General features: G+C 55.5%; 26 protein-coding genes. 9 read left to right on the top strand and 17 right to left on the bottom strand.

Annotated features, from left to right (window positions below; translation table 11 throughout):
- Window positions 1–2: 2 nt before the first annotated feature.
- Together gspD and gspC are read right to left on the bottom strand one after the other, a co-directional pair.
- On the bottom strand, window positions 3–1,925 hold the full coding sequence (gspD, locus tag L384_RS08340) for a type II secretion system secretin GspD (protein ID WP_022650699.1): 1,923 nt from the start codon (window positions 1,923–1,925) through the stop codon (window positions 3–5).
- A gap of 13 nt (window positions 1,926–1,938) precedes the next feature.
- Entirely contained in the window at window positions 1,939–2,670 is a 732-nt protein-coding gene (gspC, locus tag L384_RS08345; RefSeq protein WP_032628179.1) for a type II secretion system protein GspC, read from the bottom strand.
- 300 nt (window positions 2,671–2,970) lie between these two features.
- Here gspC and L384_RS08350 point away from each other — a divergent pair, with 300 nt between their 5' ends.
- Together L384_RS08350 and L384_RS08355 are read left to right on the top strand one after the other, a co-directional pair.
- Window positions 2,971–4,533 carry an ExeA family protein gene (locus L384_RS08350; RefSeq protein ID WP_023324385.1) on the top strand — a complete coding sequence of 521 codons (1,563 nt, stop codon included), beginning with the start codon at window positions 2,971–2,973 and terminating at the stop codon, window positions 4,531–4,533.
- Window positions 4,533–5,165, top strand: coding sequence for a hypothetical protein (locus L384_RS08355; protein ID WP_023324384.1), 633 nt, complete (start codon window positions 4,533–4,535; stop codon window positions 5,163–5,165). Before L384_RS08350 ends, L384_RS08355 begins: the two co-directional genes overlap by 1 nt.
- Window positions 5,166–5,168: 3 nt before the next feature.
- Here L384_RS08355 and L384_RS08360 read toward each other — a convergent pair whose 3' ends face one another.
- The 3 genes from L384_RS08360 to L384_RS08370 form a co-directional block, all read right to left on the bottom strand.
- A complete protein-coding gene (locus L384_RS08360; RefSeq protein WP_022650695.1) occupies window positions 5,169–5,792 on the bottom strand; it encodes a helix-turn-helix domain-containing protein in 624 nt (207 codons plus the stop codon).
- A 269-nt stretch (window positions 5,793–6,061) separates the two neighbouring features.
- Window positions 6,062–6,892, bottom strand: a complete 831-nt coding sequence (locus L384_RS08365) for an N-acetylmuramoyl-L-alanine amidase (RefSeq protein WP_022650694.1) — start codon at window positions 6,890–6,892, stop codon at window positions 6,062–6,064.
- A complete protein-coding gene (locus L384_RS08370) occupies window positions 6,889–7,212 on the bottom strand; it encodes a heavy metal-binding domain-containing protein (RefSeq protein ID WP_003858361.1) in 324 nt (107 codons plus the stop codon). Before L384_RS08370 ends, L384_RS08365 begins: the two co-directional genes overlap by 4 nt.
- 97 nt (window positions 7,213–7,309) lie before the next feature.
- Here L384_RS08370 and L384_RS08375 point away from each other — a divergent pair, with 97 nt between their 5' ends.
- The 6 genes from L384_RS08375 (at window position 7,310) to artJ (ending at window position 11,829) form a co-directional block, all read left to right on the top strand.
- Window positions 7,310–7,828: a lipoprotein gene (locus L384_RS08375; protein WP_023315717.1), complete on the top strand. Its 519-nt coding sequence runs from the start codon at window positions 7,310–7,312 to the stop codon at window positions 7,826–7,828.
- Window positions 7,829–8,054: 226 nt separating this feature from the next.
- Window positions 8,055–8,783: an arginine ABC transporter ATP-binding protein ArtP gene (gene artP / locus L384_RS08380; protein ID WP_023324383.1), complete on the top strand. Its 729-nt coding sequence runs from the start codon at window positions 8,055–8,057 to the stop codon at window positions 8,781–8,783.
- Window positions 8,784–8,801: 18 nt separating this feature from the next.
- Window positions 8,802–9,533 carry an arginine ABC transporter substrate-binding protein ArtI gene (gene artI, locus L384_RS08385; protein WP_006174322.1) on the top strand — a complete coding sequence of 244 codons (732 nt, stop codon included), beginning with the start codon at window positions 8,802–8,804 and terminating at the stop codon, window positions 9,531–9,533.
- A 6-nt stretch (window positions 9,534–9,539) separates the two neighbouring features.
- Window positions 9,540–10,256, top strand: coding sequence for an arginine ABC transporter permease ArtQ (artQ, locus tag L384_RS08390; protein ID WP_003858367.1), 717 nt, complete (start codon window positions 9,540–9,542; stop codon window positions 10,254–10,256).
- Window positions 10,256–10,924, top strand: coding sequence for an arginine ABC transporter permease ArtM (gene artM / locus L384_RS08395; RefSeq protein WP_003858369.1), 669 nt, complete (start codon window positions 10,256–10,258; stop codon window positions 10,922–10,924). Before artQ ends, artM begins: the two co-directional genes overlap by 1 nt.
- Before the next feature lie 173 nt (window positions 10,925–11,097).
- Window positions 11,098–11,829 (top strand): arginine ABC transporter substrate-binding protein ArtJ, encoded by a 732-nt coding sequence (gene artJ / locus L384_RS08400; RefSeq protein WP_015571008.1) that lies wholly within the window; start codon window positions 11,098–11,100, stop codon window positions 11,827–11,829.
- Between the two features lie 75 nt (window positions 11,830–11,904).
- Here the strand turns inward: artJ and L384_RS08405 are convergent, their stop codons facing one another.
- The 11 genes from L384_RS08405 to nfsA all read right to left on the bottom strand — a co-directional run bounded on the left by L384_RS08405 (window position 11,905) and on the right by nfsA (window position 22,669).
- Window positions 11,905–13,374: a sensor histidine kinase gene (locus L384_RS08405; RefSeq protein ID WP_022650691.1), complete on the bottom strand. Its 1,470-nt coding sequence runs from the start codon at window positions 13,372–13,374 to the stop codon at window positions 11,905–11,907.
- A complete protein-coding gene (locus L384_RS08410; protein ID WP_023324382.1) occupies window positions 13,358–14,065 on the bottom strand; it encodes a response regulator transcription factor in 708 nt (235 codons plus the stop codon). The genes L384_RS08405 and L384_RS08410 overlap by 17 nt, the downstream gene beginning before the upstream one ends.
- 121 nt (window positions 14,066–14,186) lie before the next feature.
- Window positions 14,187–15,314: a 23S rRNA (uracil(747)-C(5))-methyltransferase RlmC gene (gene rlmC, locus L384_RS08415; protein ID WP_023324381.1), complete on the bottom strand. Its 1,128-nt coding sequence runs from the start codon at window positions 15,312–15,314 to the stop codon at window positions 14,187–14,189.
- Window positions 15,315–15,354: 40 nt separating this feature from the next.
- Window positions 15,355–15,852 (bottom strand): YbjO family protein, encoded by a 498-nt coding sequence (locus tag L384_RS08420; RefSeq protein WP_086527936.1) that lies wholly within the window; start codon window positions 15,850–15,852, stop codon window positions 15,355–15,357.
- A 42-nt stretch (window positions 15,853–15,894) separates the two neighbouring features.
- Window positions 15,895–16,740 (bottom strand): putrescine ABC transporter permease PotI, encoded by an 846-nt coding sequence (gene potI, locus L384_RS08425; RefSeq protein WP_003858378.1) that lies wholly within the window; start codon window positions 16,738–16,740, stop codon window positions 15,895–15,897.
- Window positions 16,737–17,690, bottom strand: coding sequence for a putrescine ABC transporter permease PotH (gene potH / locus L384_RS08430; protein ID WP_003858381.1), 954 nt, complete (start codon window positions 17,688–17,690; stop codon window positions 16,737–16,739). Before potH ends, potI begins: the two co-directional genes overlap by 4 nt.
- Window positions 17,691–17,699: 9 nt before the next feature.
- The gene (gene potG / locus L384_RS08435) at window positions 17,700–18,833 is read right to left on the bottom strand and encodes a putrescine ABC transporter ATP-binding subunit PotG (protein WP_017693732.1); all 1,134 of its coding nucleotides are present in this window, start codon (window positions 18,831–18,833) and stop codon (window positions 17,700–17,702) included.
- Between the two features lie 143 nt (window positions 18,834–18,976).
- Window positions 18,977–20,089, bottom strand: a complete 1,113-nt coding sequence (gene potF, locus L384_RS08440) for a spermidine/putrescine ABC transporter substrate-binding protein PotF (protein WP_023324380.1) — start codon at window positions 20,087–20,089, stop codon at window positions 18,977–18,979.
- Between the two features lie 350 nt (window positions 20,090–20,439).
- Window positions 20,440–20,916: a YbjN domain-containing protein gene (locus L384_RS08445; protein ID WP_003858385.1), complete on the bottom strand. Its 477-nt coding sequence runs from the start codon at window positions 20,914–20,916 to the stop codon at window positions 20,440–20,442.
- Between the two features lie 63 nt (window positions 20,917–20,979).
- Window positions 20,980–21,882 carry a 30S ribosomal protein S6--L-glutamate ligase gene (rimK, locus tag L384_RS08450; RefSeq protein ID WP_032608931.1) on the bottom strand — a complete coding sequence of 301 codons (903 nt, stop codon included), beginning with the start codon at window positions 21,880–21,882 and terminating at the stop codon, window positions 20,980–20,982.
- Window positions 21,883–21,946: 64 nt separating this feature from the next.
- Window positions 21,947–22,669 (bottom strand): nitroreductase NfsA, encoded by a 723-nt coding sequence (nfsA, locus tag L384_RS08455; protein WP_003858388.1) that lies wholly within the window; start codon window positions 22,667–22,669, stop codon window positions 21,947–21,949.
- Between the two features lie 185 nt (window positions 22,670–22,854).
- Between nfsA and L384_RS08460 the strand changes: the two genes are divergently transcribed.
- Window positions 22,855–23,124: a GrxA family glutaredoxin gene (locus L384_RS08460; RefSeq protein ID WP_006809455.1), complete on the top strand. Its 270-nt coding sequence runs from the start codon at window positions 22,855–22,857 to the stop codon at window positions 23,122–23,124.
- Window positions 23,125–23,154: 30 nt separating this feature from the next.
- On the opposite strand, the gene L384_RS08465 is transcribed toward L384_RS08460, so the two are convergent.
- Window positions 23,155–23,529 carry an inner membrane protein YbjM gene (locus L384_RS08465; protein WP_017384878.1) on the bottom strand — a complete coding sequence of 125 codons (375 nt, stop codon included), beginning with the start codon at window positions 23,527–23,529 and terminating at the stop codon, window positions 23,155–23,157.
- Between the last annotated feature and the right edge of the window lie 88 nt (window positions 23,530–23,617).

Below are 23,617 nucleotides of genomic sequence, written 5' to 3'. Positions count from 1 at the left end.
CCTTACTCTTTAAACGGATTGCGTGCCGCGGAGGTTTTCACCGGTGCGACGTGAGGGCTTGCTGAAGGAAACGCGGGCAGGACGGCATTGTCGCTCGGCTCAACAATACCGAGCTTTTTCTCTTCCACGCGCTGCATCTGGCGCACCCGGATCTGGTCATATTTCTCTTTCGAGGCTGCGCTGTAGTTGTCGTCGTCACGCAGGACGGTGGTATGAATAAACACCATCAGGTTGCGTTTAGAGGTATCCTGCGAGGTGTAGCGGAACAGCTGCCCGACCAGCGGGATATCGCCGAGCAGCGGCACTTTGGAGACGGACTGTTTGGTCACATTTTCCATCAGGCCGCCGAGCACCACCGTCTGGCCACTGTGAACCATCACTTCGTTATTGATCGTGCGCGTGTTGAAGGTTGGGCCGAGGCTGGAATCTTCCGTCGCGCTGTTGTCAACGCTGGACACTTCCTGCTCAATCTTCAGGTGGATCATGTCGCCATCGTTGATTTGCGGCACAATCTTCAGCTTGGTACCGACGGTTTTACGCTCAACGGAGTTAAACACGTTGTCGCCGCTGGTGGTTTGCGAACCGGAAAGCACCGGCACATCCTGACCGACGTTGAATGACGCTTCTTTGTTATCCAGCGTGACCACGCTTGGCGTGGAGAGGATGTCGTTTTTGCCGTTGGTGGAGAGCGCGGTCATCAGCGCACCGAAATCACCGTTAAAGAAGCCGGTCGCAAGGCCCGTGAAGCTCGCCCCTTTCATTGTGCCATTTTTAATCTGGCTGATTGGCAGGCCGGTAGCGCCAAACTGCACGCCGCCGTGCTTGCTGGTCCACTGCACCCCAAGATCCAGGCCGTTACCGTCCTGCACTTCGGCAATGATCGCTTCCACCAGCACCTGCGGACGGCGAATATCCAGCTTGTCGATCACCTTCTCCAGGGAGTTCATCACATTAGGCTGCGCGGTGATCACCAGGGAGTTGGTTGACTCGTCGGCGGTGATATTCAGATCGGTTGAGGCGCTCGCGGTTTTCGCTTTGGCCGCGCCCGGCTTGTCTTTCAGCTGCTCGCCAATCCCGGTCAGCACCGGCACCACTTTGGTGGCGCTGGCATATTTGAGGTAGAAGACGCGGGTGTTCCCCTCGTTATTCTGCTCGCGATCCAGCTGATGGATAAGGGAACGGGTACGCGCGCGCGCATCTTCCGAACCGCTGATCACCAGGCTGTTGGTTTCGTCATCCGCCACCACCTTGGTCGCCAGCTGCGGCGCGTTCTGCCCTTTCTGCTCTTCGTTGTTGAGGTTGTTCAACATATCCGAAAGTTCTTTGGCAGAGGCAAAGCGCAGCGGGATGATTTCGCGGCGCTGAATACCGTCTTTATCGACGCGCTGCACCAGATCCACCAGGCGGTTCACCACCGAGGCTTTACCGGTTAACAGCAGGACGTTGGACGGCTCAAAGTGCACCACGTTCCCGATGCCAGTGGCATCGTTGAGCTGACGCAGCAGCGGGGCCAGCTCGCGAACGGGTACGTTTTCCATGCGCACCACGCGGGTGATGATCTCATCACCTTTGCCCGGGTTCTTGCTGTCTGCCAGCGGCGCACCGGCGGTACGCGCCACGCTTGAGCGCACCACTTTGACCATGCCGTTGTCCAACGGGATCACCGACAGGCCGTAGAGATCCAGCACGCTCAGAAAGAATTGGTAGTACTCATCTTCCGTCAGCACGTTGTAGGTTCGGACCGAGACGGTGCCCTGGACGGACGGGTCGACCAGAATGGTTTTGTTGAGATTGCGGCCTACCGTATCGATAAACTCGCGAATATCAGTATTTTTAAAACTCGCGCTAAAGTTAGCTGCAAGCAGCGAACTGGAATATAACGACAATGCGGTCAGCGCCACGCACGCCCAGGGAAATTTTTTCATGTCTGCACACTTGTTAATTGTTTAGAACATTAACCCGAATATTTACAAGGTGAGCGTGACGCCGCACGACGACATCCGCTTCTTTCATTTTCGACCAGTTGGCAATAATGCTTTTCGCTTTTGCTTCATCGGTCATATCGACAGAGTTAACCTGAACCGCCACATCGCCTTTTTCCAGACCTGACTGACTGTAAAAGGCGGAGGCATTCCTTGGATTTATCCTGTAGCCTTCCAGTCGGCCTTTTTCAATGATGGGTTTTAACACCAGATAATCATCAAGATGCAAACTTTCTGCGCCAGCATCTTTCGTCGATTTTGTAACCGGGCCGCTATCCACGCCCCCCTTAAAATAGTCCGGTTTATTTAACGCCAGTACCTGCGTAGCACCTTCATAATTAACCACCACATTATCTTTGTTTATTTCCTGAATAAATGCGTCGTTAAATCCGGCGAGAGGTTCACCCTCACGGTAGCTTCGCTGACCGCCTGGGGTTTTGATAACAGCAAAGGAGAGCCAGGCGTCATCACTGCGCACAATGCCCTCTATCTCCGCTGCCAGCGGGGCTTTTGCCGCATCCGCTAAGTTCTCCTGACGGACGGCAGCCGTAAAAAGCGTGAAGGGTTTATCTTCGCGCGTTTTTTTCAGCGGCTGTAGATCAGCTTTAGCCAACTTATTCGTAACTTTTTTATAATCTTTTAAGGTGAGATACCCTTGCTGGCCGCTAAAAATGAGCAGCGCAAACATAATACAAGGCGTTATCCACCGTGACAGAAATGAGAACCTCATTTTTTATCCGGCCTATAGCAAAGCAAAAATAAGCAGCGTCATACTGCGCCAATATGGAGGAAAATAGTAATAAGCTGTTGCAAATACGACCACTGACTTCGCCACCAACTTTCATACAGAAAAATATTGACCGTATAAAATCCAGATGTTAGGCGCGGCCAGCTGGATATTTTTACCCTGTCTGCAAATTGACCGCTCAGGGGCATTACCTTACTTTCTGCTGCTGTTGCTATTCCTAATCAGAGACGGTCAGTCGTTATGTATCAGAGCCACTTTAATTTTAAAAATCCGCCATTCAGGACAATCACCCGTTTATCCGGTGATTTTCTGGTGCCTTATCATCAGGACGTGTTCAACCTGCTGAAAGAGAAAACCCAGCTGGCGGGTATTATCGGGCTTTTTTGCGACGACGCTCCGCTTCTGAGCCACTTCATCGACGCGCTGAAAGCCAGCAGCAATACCGTTATTGCCATCAACGCGTTTCCCAAACTGAGTGCCAGTAGCCTGCTGTACAAACTCTACCCGGGAACGAAAGCGATTAAAGATCGCATGCAGGCGGTGGATGCCGTCCTGCGCCAGTGGCAGGAGGGGAAAGCAAAATCCAGAGTGCTGACGATCGCCCATTCCGAAGCCATGAAGGAGAGCTGCCGTGAAGTCCTGGGAACGCTGCTCACGCGCGCCCAGGAGCTGAACTTCCGGCTCGCCGTGGTGCTGACGGGTGCTGCGGAGCAGGAACGCCTGCTAAAGCAACCTGAACTGCGCGAATATACGCACACACATCATGTCCTGCGCCCCCTCACCTGCTGCGAATACCTGAGCTATGTGCAGGCGCAGTGCGAAGAACACGACTGTGAACATTCGCCGTTGCCGCCTGCCCGCGTGCGCAAAATGCACACGCTGACCAAAGGCAACATCAGCAAACTGAACGCTCTGGCACACCTGTCAATGCTCGCCGCCTGGACGGAACGCGCGGCGCAGGTCAGCCCACGCCATTTACGTCTGGCGGCGGGAGAGATCCTGCCCGCCAAAAAACACGGTAAGCGCCTGGCAACCGTGGGGCTGTTTGCGTCCGTGCTGTTTGCCGCCTGCGGCTGGTATTTTACCTCGTCGATCGGCGCGCGCCTGCCGATCCAGCTGCCGGTGCCCGTCAGCTGGAAACAGCAGACGCCAAAACCTGAGGCAGCCGTAGTGCCGGTTATCGACAACGAAATAGTTAATCAGCCGGATGCGATGCATCAGCTTTATCTCATGTGGGGGTATGACGCCTCGGCCGACGATGCGCTGTGCCAGAACGCCGCTAAAGTGAACCTGATGTGTAAACAGGGGAACGCGTCCCCGCAGACGCTGGCGCAGGAAGGGTATCCGTGGGTCAGTGAGCTGAAAACCAGCGGTCACCTTAACTATGCAGTGGTCGCCAGGGTCGGAGATACATCAATTGACTTGTTAATGAATAACCGGACCTGGCAGGTAAGCCGCAGCTGGTTTAACCGGCATGCGACCGGCAACTTCACCCAGTTGCACCGCCTGACACCGGAAGGAAAAGACGCGATCGGCACGGCCAGCGACAGCAAAGACATGGCCTGGCTCGATCAGCAGTTAAGCATCGCGTTGAGCCAGCCCGAAACGCATGCCCGGATCTGGACCGCAGAAATGATGAAACGCACCCGCGAGTTCCAGCAAAAAATGCATCTGCACGTGGATGGCATCCCCGGTGAAGAAACGCTGATGCAGCTGATGCGCGTGACCAACAGCACGCCGGGCGTACTGATTCAGGCAACCCGCACCACCCCGGACGCAAAAATGCAGGAGAAGAAAGCCTAATGTCGACCATCTGCCTTGCGGCCCAGCGCAGCTATACAACCGGGGAAGCGGTCTGGTTTTCGTACCGCCTCCCCAGCCTGAAAAACGTATTCGGCAAAACAGCGTTATGGCTGGTCGGGCTTTGCGCCATGCTGGTTGTCGGCCTGTATATGCACGTCTACTGGAACCTGCGCCACCCGGCACCTGAACCGGTCAACGCCAGCGTTGCCAAACCGGAAACGCAGCTTTCGGAAATGCATTACGTGTACGTGAGTAAACCGTTCCCGCATCCGCAGCCTAAAGTTGCGCCAGTGCATGTTGATGTTCCACCGATGCAGGATCTGCCGATCAGCAGTGATGATGCCGACTGGCAGCAGGCGCCCGAGGGCGCGGTGCCGCACGATACCTCGCGGGATACCTTACCCGGAACCGAGGCGCATGAGCACGATATCGCCCCCGCCAGCACGAGCAGTGAAGAGTCATCATTAACGGAATTATTTAAGCAGGCATTAAAAGAGCAGGAGCAGGATTATTCTCAAGGAAAAATTCCCGCGCCGCCGGTTGACGAAACGCAGGATAATTCACAAGCGAGTGTAAAAAACAGTGGAAATAACCGTTCTCCTTTGAGTGAGAAAGGAGAACGGCGGGAGTAGGTATTAATATTTTTCAGGCAGTGCGGTGAGGTTAAGCAATCGACCTTTTTCCACCACAATATATTGACCTTTTTTCAGATCGGAGAGGATTTTGATAATAGTACTACGTGCGAGGTTAGTGTATTCCTGAATGTAATCATAAACGTTAATATCACGTTGCTGATGAACAGTCAGATCGTTAATCTCATATAAAAATTCACGAACAACAGAATACGCACTGCGGGCAACCAGAACATCATCACGTTTGCTCATCACGCATATGTACCAGGAAAGGACTTTGGTCAGGTCAGGCCACAGATTTTTTTCGGTCATCAGCTGGGCGAAGACCTCTTTCTTGATCGAGCGAACGACCGTATTCGTCCGGACAAGGCCGTACATATGGGTGGCGTTGTAATACATTGACGATAGGCCGAAAAGGCATTGTCCGGTGACAGTAAACATGCACAGTTCGTCAGATTCACGTCGAAATTCGACTTCGCCGCTGACGATGACATGAATGTAACCGGAATCAGTAGTGGAAATTTTCTGCCATTTCTTTAACGTTTTTTCTTCAACGCCTGCGGTTGCAGAAATAATTCTTTCCATTTCATATTGTGGACGTAATTTTTTTCCATAGATGCTTAACATTGTTATACCCGATTTAAGATGTGATTTTTTAAAATAAGATGGCCGCGGCATTTACGCCGAACCATAAATTTTTACCTGATGAAAATCTCAAGAATAAAAATAAAAGAGTAAAGTTTTTGATTAATTCGCTACATTACTTAGCGCGCTATGTGTCCATCTTAAATCGGGATAATTTTAAGTCAATTAACTAAAAATGAAATGAGTTTGTACTTAGGATTAATCTGATAGAAACTTAAGAAAATATACTCACTCGGGGGTAATCCGAAGGTTTACCCCTGCCCGTATTTCTCTAAAAGTGCTTCGGCAATCGCCATGGTTTCCACATCCGCTACGCCATTCCATAACTGCGGGCGGAAATGCATCTGGAAAACCATGATGATGCGTTTTTGCTGTGCGGGCGTGCTGTTTTCTGGCACCTCGTAACCGTAGCGCGCCAGCAGATCGAGCAGCGCTGCGGTATCAACCTGCTGATAATGCGGTCGGCCGTTGATATAAAAATTCACCCGCGCCGGATCGGGCCAGGCCCCGATACCCTGCTGCGCCAGCTCGCGCCACGGAAACATCGGGCCAGGATCGTCTTTGCGCTGCGGGGCGATATCCGAGTGTGCCACCACGTTCTGCGGTTTTATGTCGTAGCGGGCGATGATATCTCTGGCAAGCGGGATCAGCGCCGCAATTTGCCCCGGTTCGAAGGGGGTAAAGGTTTTCACGCCATCGGTTTGCCGCCAGCCGCGGTTTTCCAGCTCAATGCCGACGGAGGTATCATTTATGCGGTTGGTGCCACGCCAGAAGCTGATGCCCGCATGCCAGGCCAGCTCGCTCTCCGGGACCAGCTGCCAGATACGCGGTTTGCCCTGTGGAGCTGGGGGCTTTGCGGGAATGAGATAGTGAGAGCTGACGTTTTTATCGGTCAGGGTCGCAAGCGAGGTGTCGAAATCGTCGGCGGTGTAGTGAATAACCAGCACCTTTATACGCGGGTAGGCCGCCTGCGCCTGATGGCGCGTATCCAGCTCGTACGCGCCTTTATCAACGATGCCCTCTTCCGAGGCGCATCCTGCCAGCAATATCGCCAGCAGGAGGGTTGAGAGCGAACGCTTCATCGACGGGTTTTCACCGCCGTACCGCTTACGCTCACCATCAGCATGCTGGCATCTTTCCCGACCGTTTCGTAGTCGATATCAATACCTACCACCGCATCCGCGCCCAGCGCTTTGGCCTGCTCGCCCAGCTCCTTAAACGCAATGTCACGCGCTTTACGCAGCTCTTTCTCGTACGCGCCGGAGCGACCCCCGACGATATCCCGAATGCCGGCAAAGAAGTCCCGGAATATGTTCGCGCCCAGAATCGCCTCACCGGTGACCACGCCGCAGTACTCGGTAATCGGTTGACCTTCCAGGGTTGGCGTTGTTGAAAACTGCATACTTTCTCTCCTTCTTTAGCGTTCAATGCGTTAGCAACTGCATTATCGGTTCGTTACGCTATGATTGAAAGGATAGTTAATAAATAAGGAAATCAACATGCGCTACTCTGCTTTAACGCTTTTAGTGCCATGCGCGCTGGTGCTCAGCGCCTGCACAACGCCGGTCACGCCAGCCTTTAAGGATATCGGAACCCGCAGCGGCCCTTGTATTGAGGGTGGCCCGGACGCCGTGGCGCAACAATTTTATGATTACCGTATTCAGCATCGCGGTAATGACCTGACCGCCCTGCGCCCGTACCTGAGCGATAATCTGGCGAAACTGCTCACCGACGCTTCGCGCGATCCGCAGCATAACGCCCTGCTGTCATCCGATCCGTTCTCAAGCCGCGCCACGCTGCCGGACAGCGCCGACGTCGCCAGCGCATCCACCATTCCAAATACCGACGCACGCAATATTCCCCTGCGCGTGAAGCTAACCCAGGGGACGCAAACCTGGCAGGATGAGGTGCTGATGATCCGTGAAGGCCAGTGCTGGGCAGTAGATGATGTACGCTACATTGGCGGCAGCGTTCATGCCCCGGCAGGCACCCTTCGCCAGTCGATTGAGAACCGCTAACGCATCCGTTAAATAAACGTTAACCCCGTAAAATGTCCGGCATTTCAGGCGGAATGCCGACATTTATACTCGCCCCCCTTTCCCGTCGCTATTTTGTGCTATGTTTAAGAGTAAACACGGGTTATATTTAACTTTTAACGCATAAATATTGCATAACTATTCTGTCAACGGTACTATCTGCGGCCTCAATTGCTATAGTTTGCCTGGATGAGTAAAGACTGCCCCGATGAGTATTAAACTAAACGGCATTAACTGCTTCTACGGCGCACACCAGGCGCTGTTCAACATTACGCTGAGTTGCCCGGAGGGCGAAACGCTGGTTTTGCTTGGCCCAAGCGGCGCGGGAAAAAGCTCCCTTCTGCGTGTTTTAAATCTGCTTGAAATGCCTCGTTCGGGAACGCTGGCCATCGCCGGTAACCATTTTGACTTCGCGAAAACCCCTTCTGATAAAGCGATTCGTGAACTGCGTCAAAACGTGGGCATGGTTTTCCAGCAATACAATCTCTGGCCGCATCTGACGGTGGTGCAAAACCTGATTGAAGCCCCGTGCCGCGTGCTTGGCTTAAGCAAAGACCAGGCGATGGCGCGCGCTGAAAAGCTGCTGGAACGTCTGCGTCTGAAACCGTACAGCGACCGTTATCCTCTGCATCTCTCTGGTGGTCAGCAACAGCGTGTGGCGATCGCCCGTGCGCTGATGATGGAGCCAGCGGTGCTGCTGTTCGATGAGCCGACCGCGGCGCTGGACCCGGAAATTACTGCCCAGATCGTGAGTATCATTCGTGAGCTGGCGGAAACCAACATTACCCAGGTCATCGTGACCCACGAGGTGGAAGTGGCGCGCAAAACCGCCAGCCGCGTGGTCTATATGGAAAACGGGTATATCGTTGAGCAGGGTGACGCGAGCTGCTTCACTAACCCGCAAACCGATGCCTTCAAAAACTACTTATCACACTGATGTGTTAGGGAAATTATAATGAAAAAAGTATTGATTGCCGCGCTGCTTGCTAGCGTCAGCCTTTCCGCTACCGCAGCCCAGACCATCCGTTTCGCCACTGAAGCGTCCTACCCTCCGTTTGAATCCATTGATGCGAACAACAAGATTGTTGGCTTCGACGTGGACCTGGCAAATGCCCTGTGTAAAGAGATCGACGCGACCTGTACCTTCAGCAACCAGGCGTTCGACAGCCTGATCCCAAGCCTGAAGTTCCGCCGTATCGACGCCGTAATGGCCGGTATGGACATCACACCGGAGCGTGAGAAGCAGGTTCTGTTCACCACCCCTTACTACGACAACTCGGCGCTGTTCATCGGTCAGAAAGGTAAATACGCCTCCGTTGACCTGCTGAAAGGCAAGAAAGTCGGCGTGCAGAACGGCACCACGCACCAGAAATTCATCATGGATAAGCACCCGGAAATCACCACCGTGCCGTATGACAGCTACCAGAATGCGAAACTGGACCTGCAAAACGGTCGTATCGATGCGGTGTTCGGGGATACGGCTGTCGTGACTGAATGGCTGAAAGCGAACGACAAGCTGGCTGCCGTGGGTGACAAGGTGACCGATAAAGACTACTTCGGTACAGGTCTGGGTATTGCCGTACGTCAGGGCAACACCGAGTTGCAGCAGAAATTCAACGCTGCGCTGGAAAAAGTGAAGAAAGACGGCACCTACGAAACCATCTACAAAAAATGGTTCCAGAAGTAATTCCTGATGAATGAAATTTTTCCTTTAGCAAGCGCCGCCGGGATGACCGTCGGCCTTGCCGTTTGTGCACTGATTATCGGCCTCGTACTGGCGATGTTCTTTGCGGTGTGGGAGTCCGTTAAGTGGCGCCCTGTCGCATGGCTCGGTTCAGCGCTGGTGACTGTGCTGCGTGGACTCCCGGAAATTCTGGTGGTCCTGTTTATCTATTTCGGCTCCTCACAGCTGCTGTTAACGCTGTCGGACGGCTTCACGATTAATCTCGGCTTTGCGCAAATCCCGGTGCAGATGCAGATCGAGAACTTCGACGTCAGCCCGTTCCTGTGCGGCGTGATTGCGCTCTCCCTGCTATATTCAGCCTATGCGTCACAAACGCTGCGCGGCGCGCTGAAAGCGGTGCCACAGGGTCAGTGGGAATCCGGTCAGGCGCTGGGCCTGTCGAAAGCGGCGATCTTCTTCCGCCTGGTGATGCCGCAGATGTGGCGTCATGCCCTGCCAGGGCTGGGTAATCAGTGGCTGGTACTGCTGAAAGATACCGCGCTGGTAAGCCTGATCAGCGTGAACGATTTGATGCTGCAAACCAAAAGTATCGCCACCCGTACGCAGGAGCCGTTTACCTGGTACATCGTCGCGGCGGCAATCTACCTGGTGATCACGTTGCTGAGCCAGTACGTTCTGAAGCGTATTGACCTGCGCGCAACGCGTTTTGAACGGAGACCAGGCTGATGCTGGATTATTTACCCGAACTGATGAAAGGGCTGCACACCAGCCTGACGCTGACCGTCGCGTCTATCATCGTGGCGCTGATCCTGGCGCTGATCTTCACCATCGTCCTGACGCTGAAAACGCCAGTGCTGGTGTGGATTGTACGTGGCTACATTACGCTCTTTACCGGTACGCCGCTGCTGGTGCAAATCTTCCTGATTTACTACGGCCCGGGGCAGTTCCCGTCGTTACAGGAATACCCGGTGATCTGGCACCTGCTCTCTGAACCGTGGCTCTGCGCCCTGATTGCCCTCTCGCTGAACAGCGCCGCCTACACCACGCAGCTGTTCTACGGTGCCATTCGCGCGATCCCGGAAGGCCAGTGGCAGTCCTGCGGAGCGCTGGGCATGAGCAAGAAGGATACGCTGGCGATCCTGCTGCCCTATGCCTTTAAGCGCGCGCTCTCTTCCTATTCCAACGAAGTCGTTCTGGTGTTCAAAAGCACCTCACTGGCCTACACCATCACCCTGATGGAAGTGATGGGCCACGGACAGCTGCTGTACGGACGCACCTACGACGTAATGGTGTTCGGTGCGGCGGGTCTGGTCTATCTGGTGGTCAACGGTCTGCTGACGCTGATGATGCGTCTTATCGAGCGTAAGGCGTTAGCGTTTGAGCGCAGGAATTAACCACCCAAATGCATAAAACGGTATTCATGGAGCGGGTAACCTGATGGGTTATCCGCTTTTTTTTGTGATTAAAATAATACTTAATCATTTTTATTGCATATAAATTCATTAACTGGCATTGTACATCCAGGCCGCAGACACGGCGCATCAATAAGACAGACGGGAGCATTACAATGAAAAAGTTAGTTCTGGCCGCATTACTCGCAACCTTCGCCGCTGGCGCATCCGCCGCCGATAAAATCAATTTTGGCGTTTCTGCCACCTATCCGCCGTTTGAATCGCTGGATGCCAGCAACCAGATCGTCGGTTTCGACATTGACCTGGCGAAAGCGCTGTGCAAACAGATGCAGGCCGACTGCACCTTTACTAACCACGCGTTTGACAGCCTGATCCCGTCCCTGAAATTTAAAAAATACGATGCGGTGATCTCCGGCATGGACATTACGCCAGAGCGCAGCAAGCAGGTCGCGTTCACCGACCCGTACTACGCGAACTCTGCGGTGGTGATTGCGAAGAAAGGAGCTTATAAATCTTTCGACGAGCTGAAAGGCAAGCGCATCGGCATGGAGAACGGCACCACGCACCAGAAATACCTCCAGGACAAGCATCCTGAAGTGAAAACCGTGGCCTACGACAGCTACCAGAATGCCATTATCGACCTGAAAAATGGCCGTATCGATGGCGTATTTGGCGACACCGCAGTCGTGAATGAGTGGCTGAAAACCAACCCGCAGCTGGGTACAGCGACGGAGAAAGTGACCGATCCGCAGTATTTCGGCACTGGCCTCGGTATTGCCGTGCGTCCGGATAACAAGGCTCTGCTTGAGAAACTGAACGGCGCGCTGAAAGCGATCAAAGCTGACGGTACGTACCAGAAAATCAGCGAGCAGTGGTTCCCTCAGTAATCTCTTTTTGCCGGGTGGTCTGGCCTGCGGGGGTGGTCTGTAGGCCGGATAAGCGCAGCGCCACCCGGCAATTTCTCATAGCGGTACAAAGAACCTGAACCGCGCCCCGCTCACGGACTCCATCAGCCTGATCCCACCGCCGTGCAGCTCCAGCATTCTCTTCACGATTAACAGCCCTAATCCCCCACGGTTCTCTCGCGACGCCTGAGGATTTAACGCTGAAGGCCGCTGGAACAAATCGTCGCGCAGCGAGGCATCTACGCCCGTACCATTGTCTGCCACTTCGACCTGAAGTCGTTCATTCTCCTGCCAGACCGCCAGACGAATTTCTCCGCCGCTCGGCGTATGACGGATGGCGTTATCCAGAAGGTTAGTGACCACGCGCTCGATCATCGACACGTCGGCGTTCACCAGCGGCAATCGCCCCGGCACATCAATACGCAGGTTCACCTCGCGCGTGCGGGCGGTAAGCTCAAACTTCTGCGCCACGTCGGAAATCAGTTCAGCCATGGCAAAACGTTCGCGCTGGGGCTTGATGCCGCCGTGCTCAAGACGCGCCAGCTCGAACAGCTGCTGCGACAGATGGCGTACCTTTTGCCCCTGACGCAGCGCGGTAGCGAGGTACTGCTGATGCTCCTGCGGCGACAGCGTGGCGGATTTGAGCGACAGCGTTTCCAGATAACCCAGCAGCGACGTCAGCGGGGTGCGTAAGTCGTGCGAAATGTTGGCGATAAACTCCCGGCGCTGGCGGTCGCTGTCGGCCAGCCGATCCCACTGAGAGGTGATTTTGCGCGCCAGCTCGATAAAGGTATTGCGCAGGATCGCCACTTCATCCTGGCCGGCAGGCTCAAGCGGCTGGGCCGCCAGCTGCTTAATCGCGCTGATGCTGTCCTGCTCCAGCCCGGCCACGTCCAGCGTGAGCTCTTTAACCGGGCGCGTCACCCAGTACCAGAGCAGCACCCCCGCCAGCAGACCAAACAGCGCCACCAGCAGCATCGACCACAGCGCCGTACTCCAGAGCGCTTTGTGCCAGGCCATCTCCGCCAGCGCGTTGGACTCTTCCCCCTGCAAAATAATGTACAGATACCCCTTCAGCTCGCCGTCCTGCCGCAGCGGGGTGGCGCTGAAGACTTTCTTATTCTGGCTTCGGGGATCGTCGCCAAACACCGGCATCACCGTCCCGCTCAGGAAATTCTGTATCGGCGCGAGGTCAATTTTTTGCCGCTGAATGTGCCCCGGCGGGGCGGCATCGGCCAGGATATCGCCATCAGGCGAGACAACATACAGCTCGACGCTCGGATTAAAGGTCATCAGCCGGTCGAACAGCGGTTTTAAGGCGCTGCGATCCACCCTGCCCTGCGAATCCAGAATCGCTTCCCGCTGCACAATCTGCTGCGCCAGCCCGCCGGAGAGCCGCTGCACCATCGCGTTGCCGTACTGCATGCTACTGTAGAGCTGCACCGCACAGGCGACGGTGGCGCAGAGCAGCAGTAACACCGTAAACAGCAGCGTCAGGCGCTGGCTCAGGCTAAAGCGACGCATCATGATTCTGCTCCGCGAATTTGTAGCCTTTGCCCCAGACGGTGCGAACGATCTCCGGCTCGGCGGCATCTTTTTCTATTTTGATGCGCAGGCGGTTAATATGGGTGTTGACGGTGTGTTCGTAGCCTTCGTGCTGATACCCCCACACCTGCTCCAGCAATGCCAGCCGTGAAAAGACCTCTCCAGGATGGCGAGCAAAAAAATAGAGCAGTTCAAATTCACGCGGAGTGAGATCGACGTGTTGACCGTTAAGACGCACGGTGCGCGCCAGCGGATCGATAGTCAGACCGTGCGCCTGAATAATGCCGTCCGTCTGCGCCTGGCCCATCGCCTGATGTCGGCGGAACAGCGCCTTAATGCGGGCAATCAGCTCCTGCACCGAGAAAGGTTTTGCCAGATAATCATCCGCCCCGGTTTCCAGGCCGGTAATACGGTCAGTTTCACTGCTGCGGGCGCTAATGATGATAATGGGCAGGTAACGGGTCATCTGGCGGATACGGCGGCAAATCTCCAGACCATCAACATTCGGCAGCATCAGATCGAGGATCACCGCGTCCCACGGCTGTGTTTCAAGACGCTGTAAGGCGTTGCCCCCGTCGGGCTCGTGGGTAATGGCGTAGCCTTCATCTTCCAGGTTAAGACGCAGGAGTGCCGCGATATCGTGGTCATCTTCTACCAGCAGGATCTGCTTCATGGGTAAGCCTTCAATCATTTGTTATGTCGTAAGCTTACCTGATTTCGAGCGGGGGAAGAGTTCACATTTTGTTGAACATTGTGTGGGGTTTATGCCGGGGGGCGGCTTCGCCTTACCCGGCCTACGCTTTGGTTAACAACGTCAACACTTCATAATGGGCGGTATGGGGGAACATATCGAAAAGCTGAACGCGCGCGATGCGGTAGCCCGGCAGGCTGGCGATATCCTTCGCCATGGTCTGCGCGTTACAGCTGGAGTAGACGATGTACTCCGGCGCCATCTGGCTCAGGTAGTCGCAGAGCGCCTGGCCGATGCCCCGGCGCGGCGGGTTCACCAGCACCAGCTCCGGCACGTTGCCCTGCCCGGTCGCGAACTGCGTGGAGTCCAGCGCCTGGAAGTGCAGATTCGTCAGCCCCAGCTCCGCGGCGGACTGCTTCGCGCAGGCAATCGCTTCGGCGGAGATCTCAATGCCGGTGAGCTGCATGTCTGGCGTGGCACAGTGCAGGCCAAAGCCGCCGACGCCGCAGAACAGATCCCACATGTGATGAACCTGTAACGCACGCACCCAGTCGCGCGCGGTGGTGTACAGCGCGCTGGCGACGGTGGGGTTAGTCTGAAAGAAGCTTTGCGGACGGATCCACAGCGGCACGCCGTTAAAACGCTCCTCCAGCGCATGCTGTTCGGTGAAGAAGATCTCTTTCTCCCCTTCCATGATCGCCATATGCACCGGCTGAATATTTGCGGTGATAACCTTGAGCTGCGGAAGCTGTTGCTGCAATCCCGGAAGTGCCGCGCGCAGCTGCTCCAGCTTGTTTTCCGAACGCAGCACAAAGCGCAGCATCATCCCGCCGTCGATCTGGCTTTCGGTCAGCAGAAGGTATTTCAGCTCGCCGCGCCTGCGGGCAACGTTATAGGGCGTTAACCCCGCCCGGGCGATAAACGGTTTCAGAGCGCTAAACACCGGCTCAAACGAGGCGGGATACAGCGGGCAGTCGGTTAAATCTTCCGGCGTACCGTCGCGGTGCAGCATCCCCAGCAGCGGCTTTTCAACGCTGCCGCTGACCACCATTTTGGCTTTATTGCGAAAGCCCTGCTCCGGGCCGCTGACGGGTGCGCACCACTCGCCCACCGCGTGTGCTGCCAGCAGCTGTTGCAGGTTGGCCATTTTGGCGGTGAGTTGTTGAGAGACCGGCTGTTCTATCCACTGACAGGAGCGGCAGCGTCCGGCGTCGTAGAGTGCGCACTGCATATGAAAACCTTAAGAAACACGAGGGCTGCGATTATACACATTATTGCAGGCGGAAGAACCGCCGGCTCGAAGCTGGTGCAAATAGCAGGAACAGAACCAGCATATCCGGCAGTTTTTGCATCACCAGTGAATGGAAAATCTCACGTCGCGACTCACCGGGTATGCTGAACAGCTCCGGATAGCCATAGCCCAGCGAGGCGGCCCACAGGTAGCCTGCGGCGGTGATCTGCGTCAGCAGATACACCCAGCGCGCCCAGTTACGGCCTTTCACCAGCGAGAACGCACAGTAGATCTCAATAAACACCAGCATCAGGCTGCTGAGAAACACCAGCGTCAGATTCCACGTCTGCGCGCTGCGGTGAATAAATTCCCCCATTCCGCGCGGACCCAGCGTGTTCATTATCATCAGCACATCCAGACAGCGGATCATAATAATGGCGAGCGCCGCCACCTGCACCAGCGCAGGGACGTTCGGACGGGCGTGCGAATGACGTGTTTTTTGTAAGAATCCCAATGTTTTTACTTCCCTGAAAAACAGTGCCGCGTCATACGCGGCACATCACTGGAAATAGTAATTCCTTCAGCCGCGTCTTGCACGCTGGATATCGCGCACACGCTGTTTTTCCGCGCGCGCCATCAAATACCAGGCGATAAATCCGACAATTCCGACCACGCCAAGGATGATGGAGGCCAGGGCGTTGATCTCCGGATTCACCCCCATCCGCACGCTGGAGAAGACCAGCATCGGCAGCGTCGTCGCGCCCGGTCCCGACACAAAGCTGGCGATAACCAGATCGTCGAGCGAGAGCGTGAACGCCAGCAGCCAGCCGGAGATCACCGCCGGCATAATCATCGGCAGCGTGATGATGAAAAAGACCTTCAGCGGCGTGGCGCCGAGATCCATCGCCGCCTCTTCAATGGAGCGATCCAGCTCGCGCAGCCGCGAGGAGATGACCACCGCCACATATGCCGTACAGAAGGTGACGTGCGCCAGCCAGATGGTGAGCATCCCGCGATCCGCTGGCCAGCCGATGGCGTGCGCCAGCGCGACAAACAGCAGCAGCAGCGACAGCCCGGTGATCACGTCCGGCATGACCAGCGGGGCGGTGATCATAAACGCAAAACCATTTGCCCCGCGGAAACGGCCAAAGCGCACCATCACCAGCGCGGCAATCGTGCCCAGCACGCAGGCCATCGTCGCCGCCAGCGCCGCAATGGTCAGGCTCAGCCCCACCGCGCTCATCATCGCATCATCGTGGAACAGCTCGCTGTACCAGCGCGTCGACCAGCCCGCCCAGACGGTGACCAGCTTAGAGCTGTTGAACGAGTAGATCACCAGCATCAGCATTGGCGCATACAGGAAGGTAAAGCCGATAATCAGGATCGCAATTCGCCACGGGGAGCGTACTACCGGTAAGTTGTTCATCCGTGGTCTCCCATCTGTTTCTGCTGATGTTTATGGAACCACATGATCGGCACGATCAGCAGCAGTAACATGACAATCGCCACCGCCGAGGCCACCGGCCAGTCGCGGTTATTGAAGAACTCCTGCCACAGCACGCGGCCAATCATGATGCTGTCCGGGCCGCCGAGCAGTTCCGGGATCACAAACTCCCCGACAGCCGGGATAAACACCAGCATCGATCCGGCGATGATCCCGCCTTTGGTGAGCGGCACAATGACGCTGAAGAAAGTCTTCAACGGGCGTGCGCCGAGATCCAGCGAGGCTTCCACCAGCGAGTAATCAATACGCGTCAGCGCCGTATAGATCGGCAGCACCATAAACGGCAGATAGGCATAGACAATCCCGATATACACCGCAAGGTTGGTATGCAGGATCGTCAGCGGCTGGTCGATCACCCCAAGCCACAGCAGGAAGTTATTCAGTATGCCGTTATTCTTCAGGATCCCCATCCACGCGTACACGCGGATCAGGAACGACGTCCACGACGGTAAAATGACCAACAGCAGTAAAATATTTCGCGTCGACGGCTTGCTGTGCGCCACTGCCCACGCCAGCGGGTAGCCCATCAACAAGCAGCAAATCGTAGAAATAGCCGCAACCTGTAACGACTGCAAATAGGCTTCGAAATAGAGCGGATCGTCGGTCAGTTGCAGGAAATTACCGAGGTTTACGGTCAGCGTCAGCTGCCCGTCGGCCCACTCCCACAGATCGGTATACGGTGGGATCGCCCGCGCCATCTCCGCCAGGCTGATCTTAAAGACGATCAGGAACGGCAGCAGAAACAGCAGGATCAGCCAGATATAGGGCATGGCGATGACCAGCTTGCGGCCATGCGCCATCTGTATGCGCGCCAGCCAGAGCGCGAAACCGCCCGGTTTTTTGACGCGGGCTGGAGGTTCAAGTGTACTCATGACCGCTCCTTATACCGTCAGGACTACGCAACTGTCCGCATCCCAGCAGAGGCTCACTTCGTCGCCCCAGGTTGGCTGTCCCTTGCGATACCGGTGTTCGTTCTGTAACTGGGCGCTGAGCATCTGGCCGCTTTTCAGGCGCACATGGTAAATCGACAGATCGCCGAGATAGGCAATGTGCACCACTTCGCCCACGGCAAAGTTATAGCCATCGGCGGGCGGCTCATCGCAAAGCATGATTTTTTCCGGGCGCAGGGCAACGTAAACCGGCACGTTGTCCACCACGGAGTTATCAGAATCAACCTTCAGCGGGTGTACCAGCCCCGGCGATTCAATCACCAGACCGTCGTCCTGGCGCTCCTTCAGCAGCCCTTCGAAGACGTTCACCGAGCCGATGAACTCCGCGCTGTAGCGGGTTGTCGGGTGTTCGTAAATCTCTTCCGGCTCGCCGATCTGCACGAACTTACCGCGATTCATGATCGCAATGCGCCCGGCCATGGTCATCGCCTCTTCCTGGTCGTGAGTCACCATCACGCAGGTCACCCCCACGCGCTCGAGGATATCCACCACTTCCAGCTGCATCCGGTCGCGCAGCTTTTTATCCAGCGCGCCCATCGGCTCGTCGAGCAGTAATAATTTTGGACGCTTCGCCAGACTTCTTGCCAGCGCCACGCGCTGACGCTGGCCGCCGGAAAGCTGATGCGGCTTACGCTTCGCAAACTCCTGCATATGCACCAGGCTCAGCATCTCCGCCACGCGCGCGGTGATTTCGGCTTTCGGCAGTTTGTCCTGCTTCAGGCCGAAGGCGATGTTCTGCTCGACGGTCATGTGCGGGAACAGGGCATAGGACTGGAACATCATGTTGATGGGCCGCTGGTACGGCGGCACGCTGGAGAGGTCTACCCCATCCAGCACGATCTGCCCGGCGGTGGGCTGTTCAAACCCGGCCAGCATGCGCAGCAGGGTCGATTTACCGCAGCCGGATGCGCCAAGCAAAGCAAAAATTTCACCTTTGTAGATCGTCAGGCTGACATCGTCCACGGCATGCTGGCCGTCGAAGGATTTGGTGAGGTTACGAATTTCAAGAAGCGGGGTCAGCGCTTTACGGACTTTCGCCTGCGGGCGGGGGATCGCGTCATTCACGGGGTGCTCTCCGGCATAGATCAACACTGGTGCAAACGCACCGTCAGGGTGCGCATCGCCGGGCGGCGCTAACGCTTGCCCGGCCTACGGTATTTGTCGGCCCGGTAAGCGACGGCGCTACCGGGCAACGATATCAAACGCCGTTACTTACCACTTTTCACCTTGGTCCACGCGCGGGTACGCACACGGTCAATTTTTGGTTCCTGCACTTTCAGGGTGAAGAGCTTGGCAAACACATCGGCTGGCGGGTAGATCGCCGGATTATGGCGGATTTCTTCGCTCACCAGCGGCTCGGAGGCCTTGTTACCATTGGCGTAGTAGACGTGGTCGCTGATGTGAGCAATCACGTCCGGACGCATCAGGTAGTTGAGGAACTGATACGCTTCCTCTTTGTTTTTCGCATCAGCCGGCATCGCGAAGACGTCGAAGAACGCCAGCGCCCCCTCCTTCGGAATGAAGTAGGAAACATTCACGCCGTTTTTTGCCTCTTTCGCGCGGTTAGCCGCCTGCCAGACGTCGCCCGCCCAGCCGATGGCCACGCAGATATCCCCGTTCGCCAGGTCGTTGATATACTGAGAGGAGTGGAAGTAGCGAATATTTGGACGCAGCTTCAGTAGCAGGTCGGTTGCCGGACCGGTGTAGTCGTCAGCCTTGCTGCTGTTTGGATCCTTGCCGAGATAGTTAAGCACGGTGGCGAAAATCTCTTCCGGCGCATCGAGGAAAGAGACGCCGCAGCTTTTCAGCTTCTCGAGGTTTTCCGGCTTCAGCACCACGTCCCAGCTGTCCAGCTTGACGTCCGGGCCCAGCGCCGCTTTGACTTTATCCACGTTATAGCCAATACCGGTGGTCGCCCACAGGTAAGGCATCGCGTATTTGTTGTCCGGGTCGTGCTTCGCCACCAGCTTCAGCACGTCCGGATCGAGGTTTTTCCAGTTCGGTAATTTGCTCTTGTCCAGCGGCTGGAAGACACCGGCGGTCAGCTGACGCTCCAGGAAGCTTGCCGACGGCACCACCAGATCGAAACCGGTGCTGCCCGCCATCAGTTTGCCTTCCAGCACTTCGTTGGAATCGAATACGTCGTAGACAACCTTAATGCCGGTCTCTTTTTCAAAATTGGCGACGGTATCCGGCGCAATATAGTCAGACCAGTTATAGACGTGCAGCGTTTTTTGTTCCGCAGCGAGCGTGCCGGCAGAGACGGCCATCAGAGCACCCGCAACCAGACCCGATAACCATTTTTTATTCAAGGCGATCATATTGTTATTCCTTCTGAAAGTTCGTTAACAAACGAACCAAAACTGTGCAGTCTGAAGATATGCAATAATCATGCATAGTTTGTCGCTCTGCCCGAAATAAAATACCCCCCTCATCCCGGCAGGTTCCGCTCGCTTTTTTAAGCACCGCAAGAATAACTGTAGCCCGTGTCTCCGGCTATAGCCCAGACGAAAAAACGCCTTTTATCAATTTTTTATGCAGATTATGTCTACGTGATAAGCCGAAACGGCCGGAGAGGAGGTGAAAAATTCTTTAAAGAAAGGTTAAAAGCAGCAGAAAAAACGGTGTTATGCAGCCGCTCTGGCAGCGACTGCGCAAAAGTCAGACAGGCTTAGTGGAGAAAATTGGGAGATGCATCATTATTCTCGGCGTCATCTTCCGCGCTATACAGCAGGTGATGTGCGTTGGCTTCCATCATGACCATGGAAATTTGCTCTTCGCTCAGGCGCATAAACCAGGCGAACTGCTTGAAGGAGAGCCCCGCGCCGGAGAATAAAGACTGGCAAACCACCAGCTTTGGCAGATTATCATCCTGTATGTCAAGAAACGCTTTCACCGTCAAAGAACTGGCGTTGATCGCTGACAGATCGGATGCCAGCGCCAGCAGCGCGGACGGCTTTACTTCAGCCAGCGCGGAGAAAAGGATCACGTCGTTAATCAGATCGATTTTGGCATCGAAAATGCCGTCGAAATTTTGCATGTGAGGCAGATGCAGCGCCTGGCAGGAGTCGCATTCGAAGAAAGTAATACCGGCATCATCGAGCCATTGACGTAACGTATCCAGTGTAGGTACGACCTGTAAATCCATCGCAGTGCAGCCTCTTAAATAAAAACGTTGTCCAGATTACGCAAAAAGTGCGCGCCGATCCATTTAACCGCCCGTTTTCAGGCAAAATCCCGGCGTCGCATGGCGTTCAATCCATGCGATCATTTTACCTGCAATATCGACGCCTGTGGTTTTTTCCACCCCTTCCAGCCCCGGCGAGGCGTTAACTTCCATCACCAACGGCCCGCGGTCGGCACGCAGCAGATCGACCCCCGCCACGTCCAGGCCCAGCGTCTGCGCCGCTTTCACCGCAATCTCACGCTCGCGCTCGCTGATAAGGGCCACCCGTGCGATACCGCCGCGGTGAAGGTTAGAGCGAAAATCGCCCTCTTTCGCCTGCCGCTCTATAGCGGCCACCACTTCATTGCCCACCACAAAGCAGCGGATGTCGCACCCTTTAGCCTCTTTAATATACTCCTGCACCAGAATATGGGCATTCAGACCGCGAAACGCATCGATCACGCTTTCCGCCGCCTGACGCGTCTCCGCCAGTACCACTCCAATACCCTGCGTACCTTCCACCAGCTTAATGACCAGCGGCGCACCGCCCACCATATCGATTAAATCGCTGGTGTCGTCCGGGGAGTGGGCAATCCCGGTGACGGGCAGATCGATCCCCTGGCGCGCCAGCAGTTGCAGCGAGCGCAGCTTATCGCGGGCGCGGGAGATCGCCACGGACTCGTTGAGCGGATAACTTCCCAGCATTTCAAACTGACGCAGCGCGGCCGTGCCGTAATAGGTGATCTGGGAGCCAATACGGGGAATTACCGCATCAAAATGCGGGAGTTTGCGGCCTTTGTAATGAATCGACGACGCCGCAGGGTCGATGTTCATATAGCAGGACATCGGATCGAGGATCTCAACCTGATGTCCGCGTTTCGCCGCCGCTTCTCGCAGGCGTTTACATGAATAGAGCGTTCCATCCCGGGACAATATGGCAATTTTCACCCTGCACCTCTCTAAAGACATGGTAAAAGCCTGCCTATCATACACGAGGCGCAGGAGGAATGGACTACCGCGTTGCCCAGCCCTGTTTGTGCAGGTAGTCGAGAATGAACGGGCGGTTCTCCTTGATGATGGTGCGACGAATATGGTCGCTCCAGGTGTCGCGGCGGTTGTTGCTGTCACGCGTCAGATAGTAGTTCGCCAGCTCTTCATCGTATTGATGCAGAACGTCCTGGTCGACCGGCTGGTAGTGGTTTTCATGCACCAGCATCGCAGCAGGAATGCGCGGCTTCAGATCCGGGTTATCCGCCGGCCAGCCGAGGCACAGACCAAACAGCGGCAGCACGTGTTTCGGCAGCTTCAGCAGTTCCGTCACGCTTTCGATGTTGTTACGCAGCCCGCCAATATAGACGCCGCCAAGCCCCAGAGATTCCGCCGCCGTGAACGCGTTTTGCGCCATCAGTGCCGTATCCACAACGCCCAGCAGCAGCTGTTCCGCCAGCCCCAGCTCGGCCTCAGGGCATATTTGCAGGTGACGGTTAAAATCGGCGCAGAACACCCAGAACTCAGCCGCCTGGGCAACGTGCTTTTGTCCGCCCGTCAGCGTTACCAGCTGCTCACGCATCGCCGGATCGGTGATGCGGATAATGGAGCTGCACTGCAAAAAGCTGGAGCTGGAGGTGCCTCTTGCGCTGTCGATGATCGCGTCCCGCTGCGCCTGGGTAATTGGCTCATCGGTGAAATGGCGAATGGAACGGTGGGAACGAAGCAGGTCAATGGTTGGCGTCATTTTGTCTCTCTTTGTGTTGCGTAAAACGTATGGCAGCCAGTATAGGCAATGATCCACCTGATGTAATTGGCGAAACATAGCCTGACTGTATCAAAGTGACAGGTGAAACCTTCTTTCCATGACGGCAGGTTATCGTGCACTATAGGCGCTATTCGCCGTCAGGCTTGTTTTTTGAGGAGAGAGAAATGTTTGCAGTAATTTTTGGTCGTCCAGGATGCCCTTACTGTGTACGCGCGAAAGAGCTGGCAGAGAAACTGACTGAAGAACGTGATGATTTCAACTTCCGTTACGTGGATATCCACGCGGAAGGCATCACTAAAGCCGATCTGGAAAAAACCGTGGGTAAACCGGTTGAAACCGTGCCGCAGATCTTCCTCGATCAGAAACACATCGGCGGCTGCACCGATTTTGAGGCCTACGCCAAAGAACACCTGGGCCTGTTTGCGGCTCAGTAATGCGAAGACGCCCTCACCCTGAGGGCGTTTTTATTTACGGTGCTTCCGCTGTTGCAGCAGGCTGCGCGTAAATAAGAAACAGAGCGCGCCCAGCGCACACCAGAAAACGCCACTCAGTAGCCACGCCACTTCCTGCCAGACGCTTCTCGACGAGAGAAACAGCACGCGCATCAGAAGCAGGCAGAGCGGGGCCGCAAGCATTGCCCCAATAAGCGGCATCACCACCTCGCCTTTACGTGAGAGAAAACCGGCTACTACCCCCGGCAGGATGAAGAACAACAGGCCCAGCTCGGGATGACCGGACGCTCTGAAGGCGCCTTTCACGTTAAAAGCGAGTGACATGCAAACGACCGTAAACAGCAAAAAACAGCTGATTACGCCAGCCCAGTTTCGTTTAAAGTTCAAACTATCCTCCTGACTTATCTCTATCAAATACAAAAATCGTCCGGTGGACGCCCAGTCAGATAAAGCAATGCGGCAATCCTTGCCAAAG

The sequence above is a fragment of the Enterobacter sp. MGH 38 genome, assembly GCF_000492855.1.
GTDB lineage: Bacteria > Pseudomonadota > Gammaproteobacteria > Enterobacterales > Enterobacteriaceae > Enterobacter > Enterobacter hormaechei_C.
The sequence above is the reverse complement of the archived record's forward strand: the minus strand, read 5'-3'. Positions and strand labels throughout refer to the sequence as shown.

What these genes read in the sequence shown, in the direction of transcription:
- gspD (WP_022650699.1), bottom strand. Translation starts at nt 1,925, where the DNA reads ATGAAAAAATTTCCCTGGGCGTGCGTGGCGCTGACCGCATTGTCGTTA.
- gspC (WP_032628179.1), bottom strand. Translation starts at nt 2,670, where the DNA reads ATGTTTGCGCTGCTCATTTTTAGCGGCCAGCAAGGGTATCTCACCTTA.
- L384_RS08350 (WP_023324385.1), top strand. Translation starts at nt 2,971, where the DNA reads ATGTATCAGAGCCACTTTAATTTTAAAAATCCGCCATTCAGGACAATC.
- L384_RS08355 (WP_023324384.1), top strand. Translation starts at nt 4,533, where the DNA reads ATGTCGACCATCTGCCTTGCGGCCCAGCGCAGCTATACAACCGGGGAA.
- L384_RS08360 (WP_022650695.1), bottom strand. Translation starts at nt 5,792, where the DNA reads ATGTTAAGCATCTATGGAAAAAAATTACGTCCACAATATGAAATGGAA.
- L384_RS08365 (WP_022650694.1), bottom strand. Translation starts at nt 6,892, where the DNA reads ATGAAGCGTTCGCTCTCAACCCTCCTGCTGGCGATATTGCTGGCAGGA.
- L384_RS08370 (WP_003858361.1), bottom strand. Translation starts at nt 7,212, where the DNA reads ATGCAGTTTTCAACAACGCCAACCCTGGAAGGTCAACCGATTACCGAG.
- L384_RS08375 (WP_023315717.1), top strand. Translation starts at nt 7,310, where the DNA reads ATGCGCTACTCTGCTTTAACGCTTTTAGTGCCATGCGCGCTGGTGCTC.
- artP (WP_023324383.1), top strand. Translation starts at nt 8,055, where the DNA reads ATGAGTATTAAACTAAACGGCATTAACTGCTTCTACGGCGCACACCAG.
- artI (WP_006174322.1), top strand. Translation starts at nt 8,802, where the DNA reads ATGAAAAAAGTATTGATTGCCGCGCTGCTTGCTAGCGTCAGCCTTTCC.
- artQ (WP_003858367.1), top strand. Translation starts at nt 9,540, where the DNA reads ATGAATGAAATTTTTCCTTTAGCAAGCGCCGCCGGGATGACCGTCGGC.
- artM (WP_003858369.1), top strand. Translation starts at nt 10,256, where the DNA reads ATGCTGGATTATTTACCCGAACTGATGAAAGGGCTGCACACCAGCCTG.
- artJ (WP_015571008.1), top strand. Translation starts at nt 11,098, where the DNA reads ATGAAAAAGTTAGTTCTGGCCGCATTACTCGCAACCTTCGCCGCTGGC.
- L384_RS08405 (WP_022650691.1), bottom strand. Translation starts at nt 13,374, where the DNA reads ATGATGCGTCGCTTTAGCCTGAGCCAGCGCCTGACGCTGCTGTTTACG.
- L384_RS08410 (WP_023324382.1), bottom strand. Translation starts at nt 14,065, where the DNA reads ATGAAGCAGATCCTGCTGGTAGAAGATGACCACGATATCGCGGCACTC.
- rlmC (WP_023324381.1), bottom strand. Translation starts at nt 15,314, where the DNA reads ATGCAGTGCGCACTCTACGACGCCGGACGCTGCCGCTCCTGTCAGTGG.
- potI (WP_003858378.1), bottom strand. Translation starts at nt 16,740, where the DNA reads ATGAACAACTTACCGGTAGTACGCTCCCCGTGGCGAATTGCGATCCTG.
- potH (WP_003858381.1), bottom strand. Translation starts at nt 17,690, where the DNA reads ATGAGTACACTTGAACCTCCAGCCCGCGTCAAAAAACCGGGCGGTTTC.
- potF (WP_023324380.1), bottom strand. Translation starts at nt 20,089, where the DNA reads ATGATCGCCTTGAATAAAAAATGGTTATCGGGTCTGGTTGCGGGTGCT.
- L384_RS08445 (WP_003858385.1), bottom strand. Translation starts at nt 20,916, where the DNA reads ATGGATTTACAGGTCGTACCTACACTGGATACGTTACGTCAATGGCTC.
- nfsA (WP_003858388.1), bottom strand. Translation starts at nt 22,669, where the DNA reads ATGACGCCAACCATTGACCTGCTTCGTTCCCACCGTTCCATTCGCCAT.
- L384_RS08460 (WP_006809455.1), top strand. Translation starts at nt 22,855, where the DNA reads ATGTTTGCAGTAATTTTTGGTCGTCCAGGATGCCCTTACTGTGTACGC.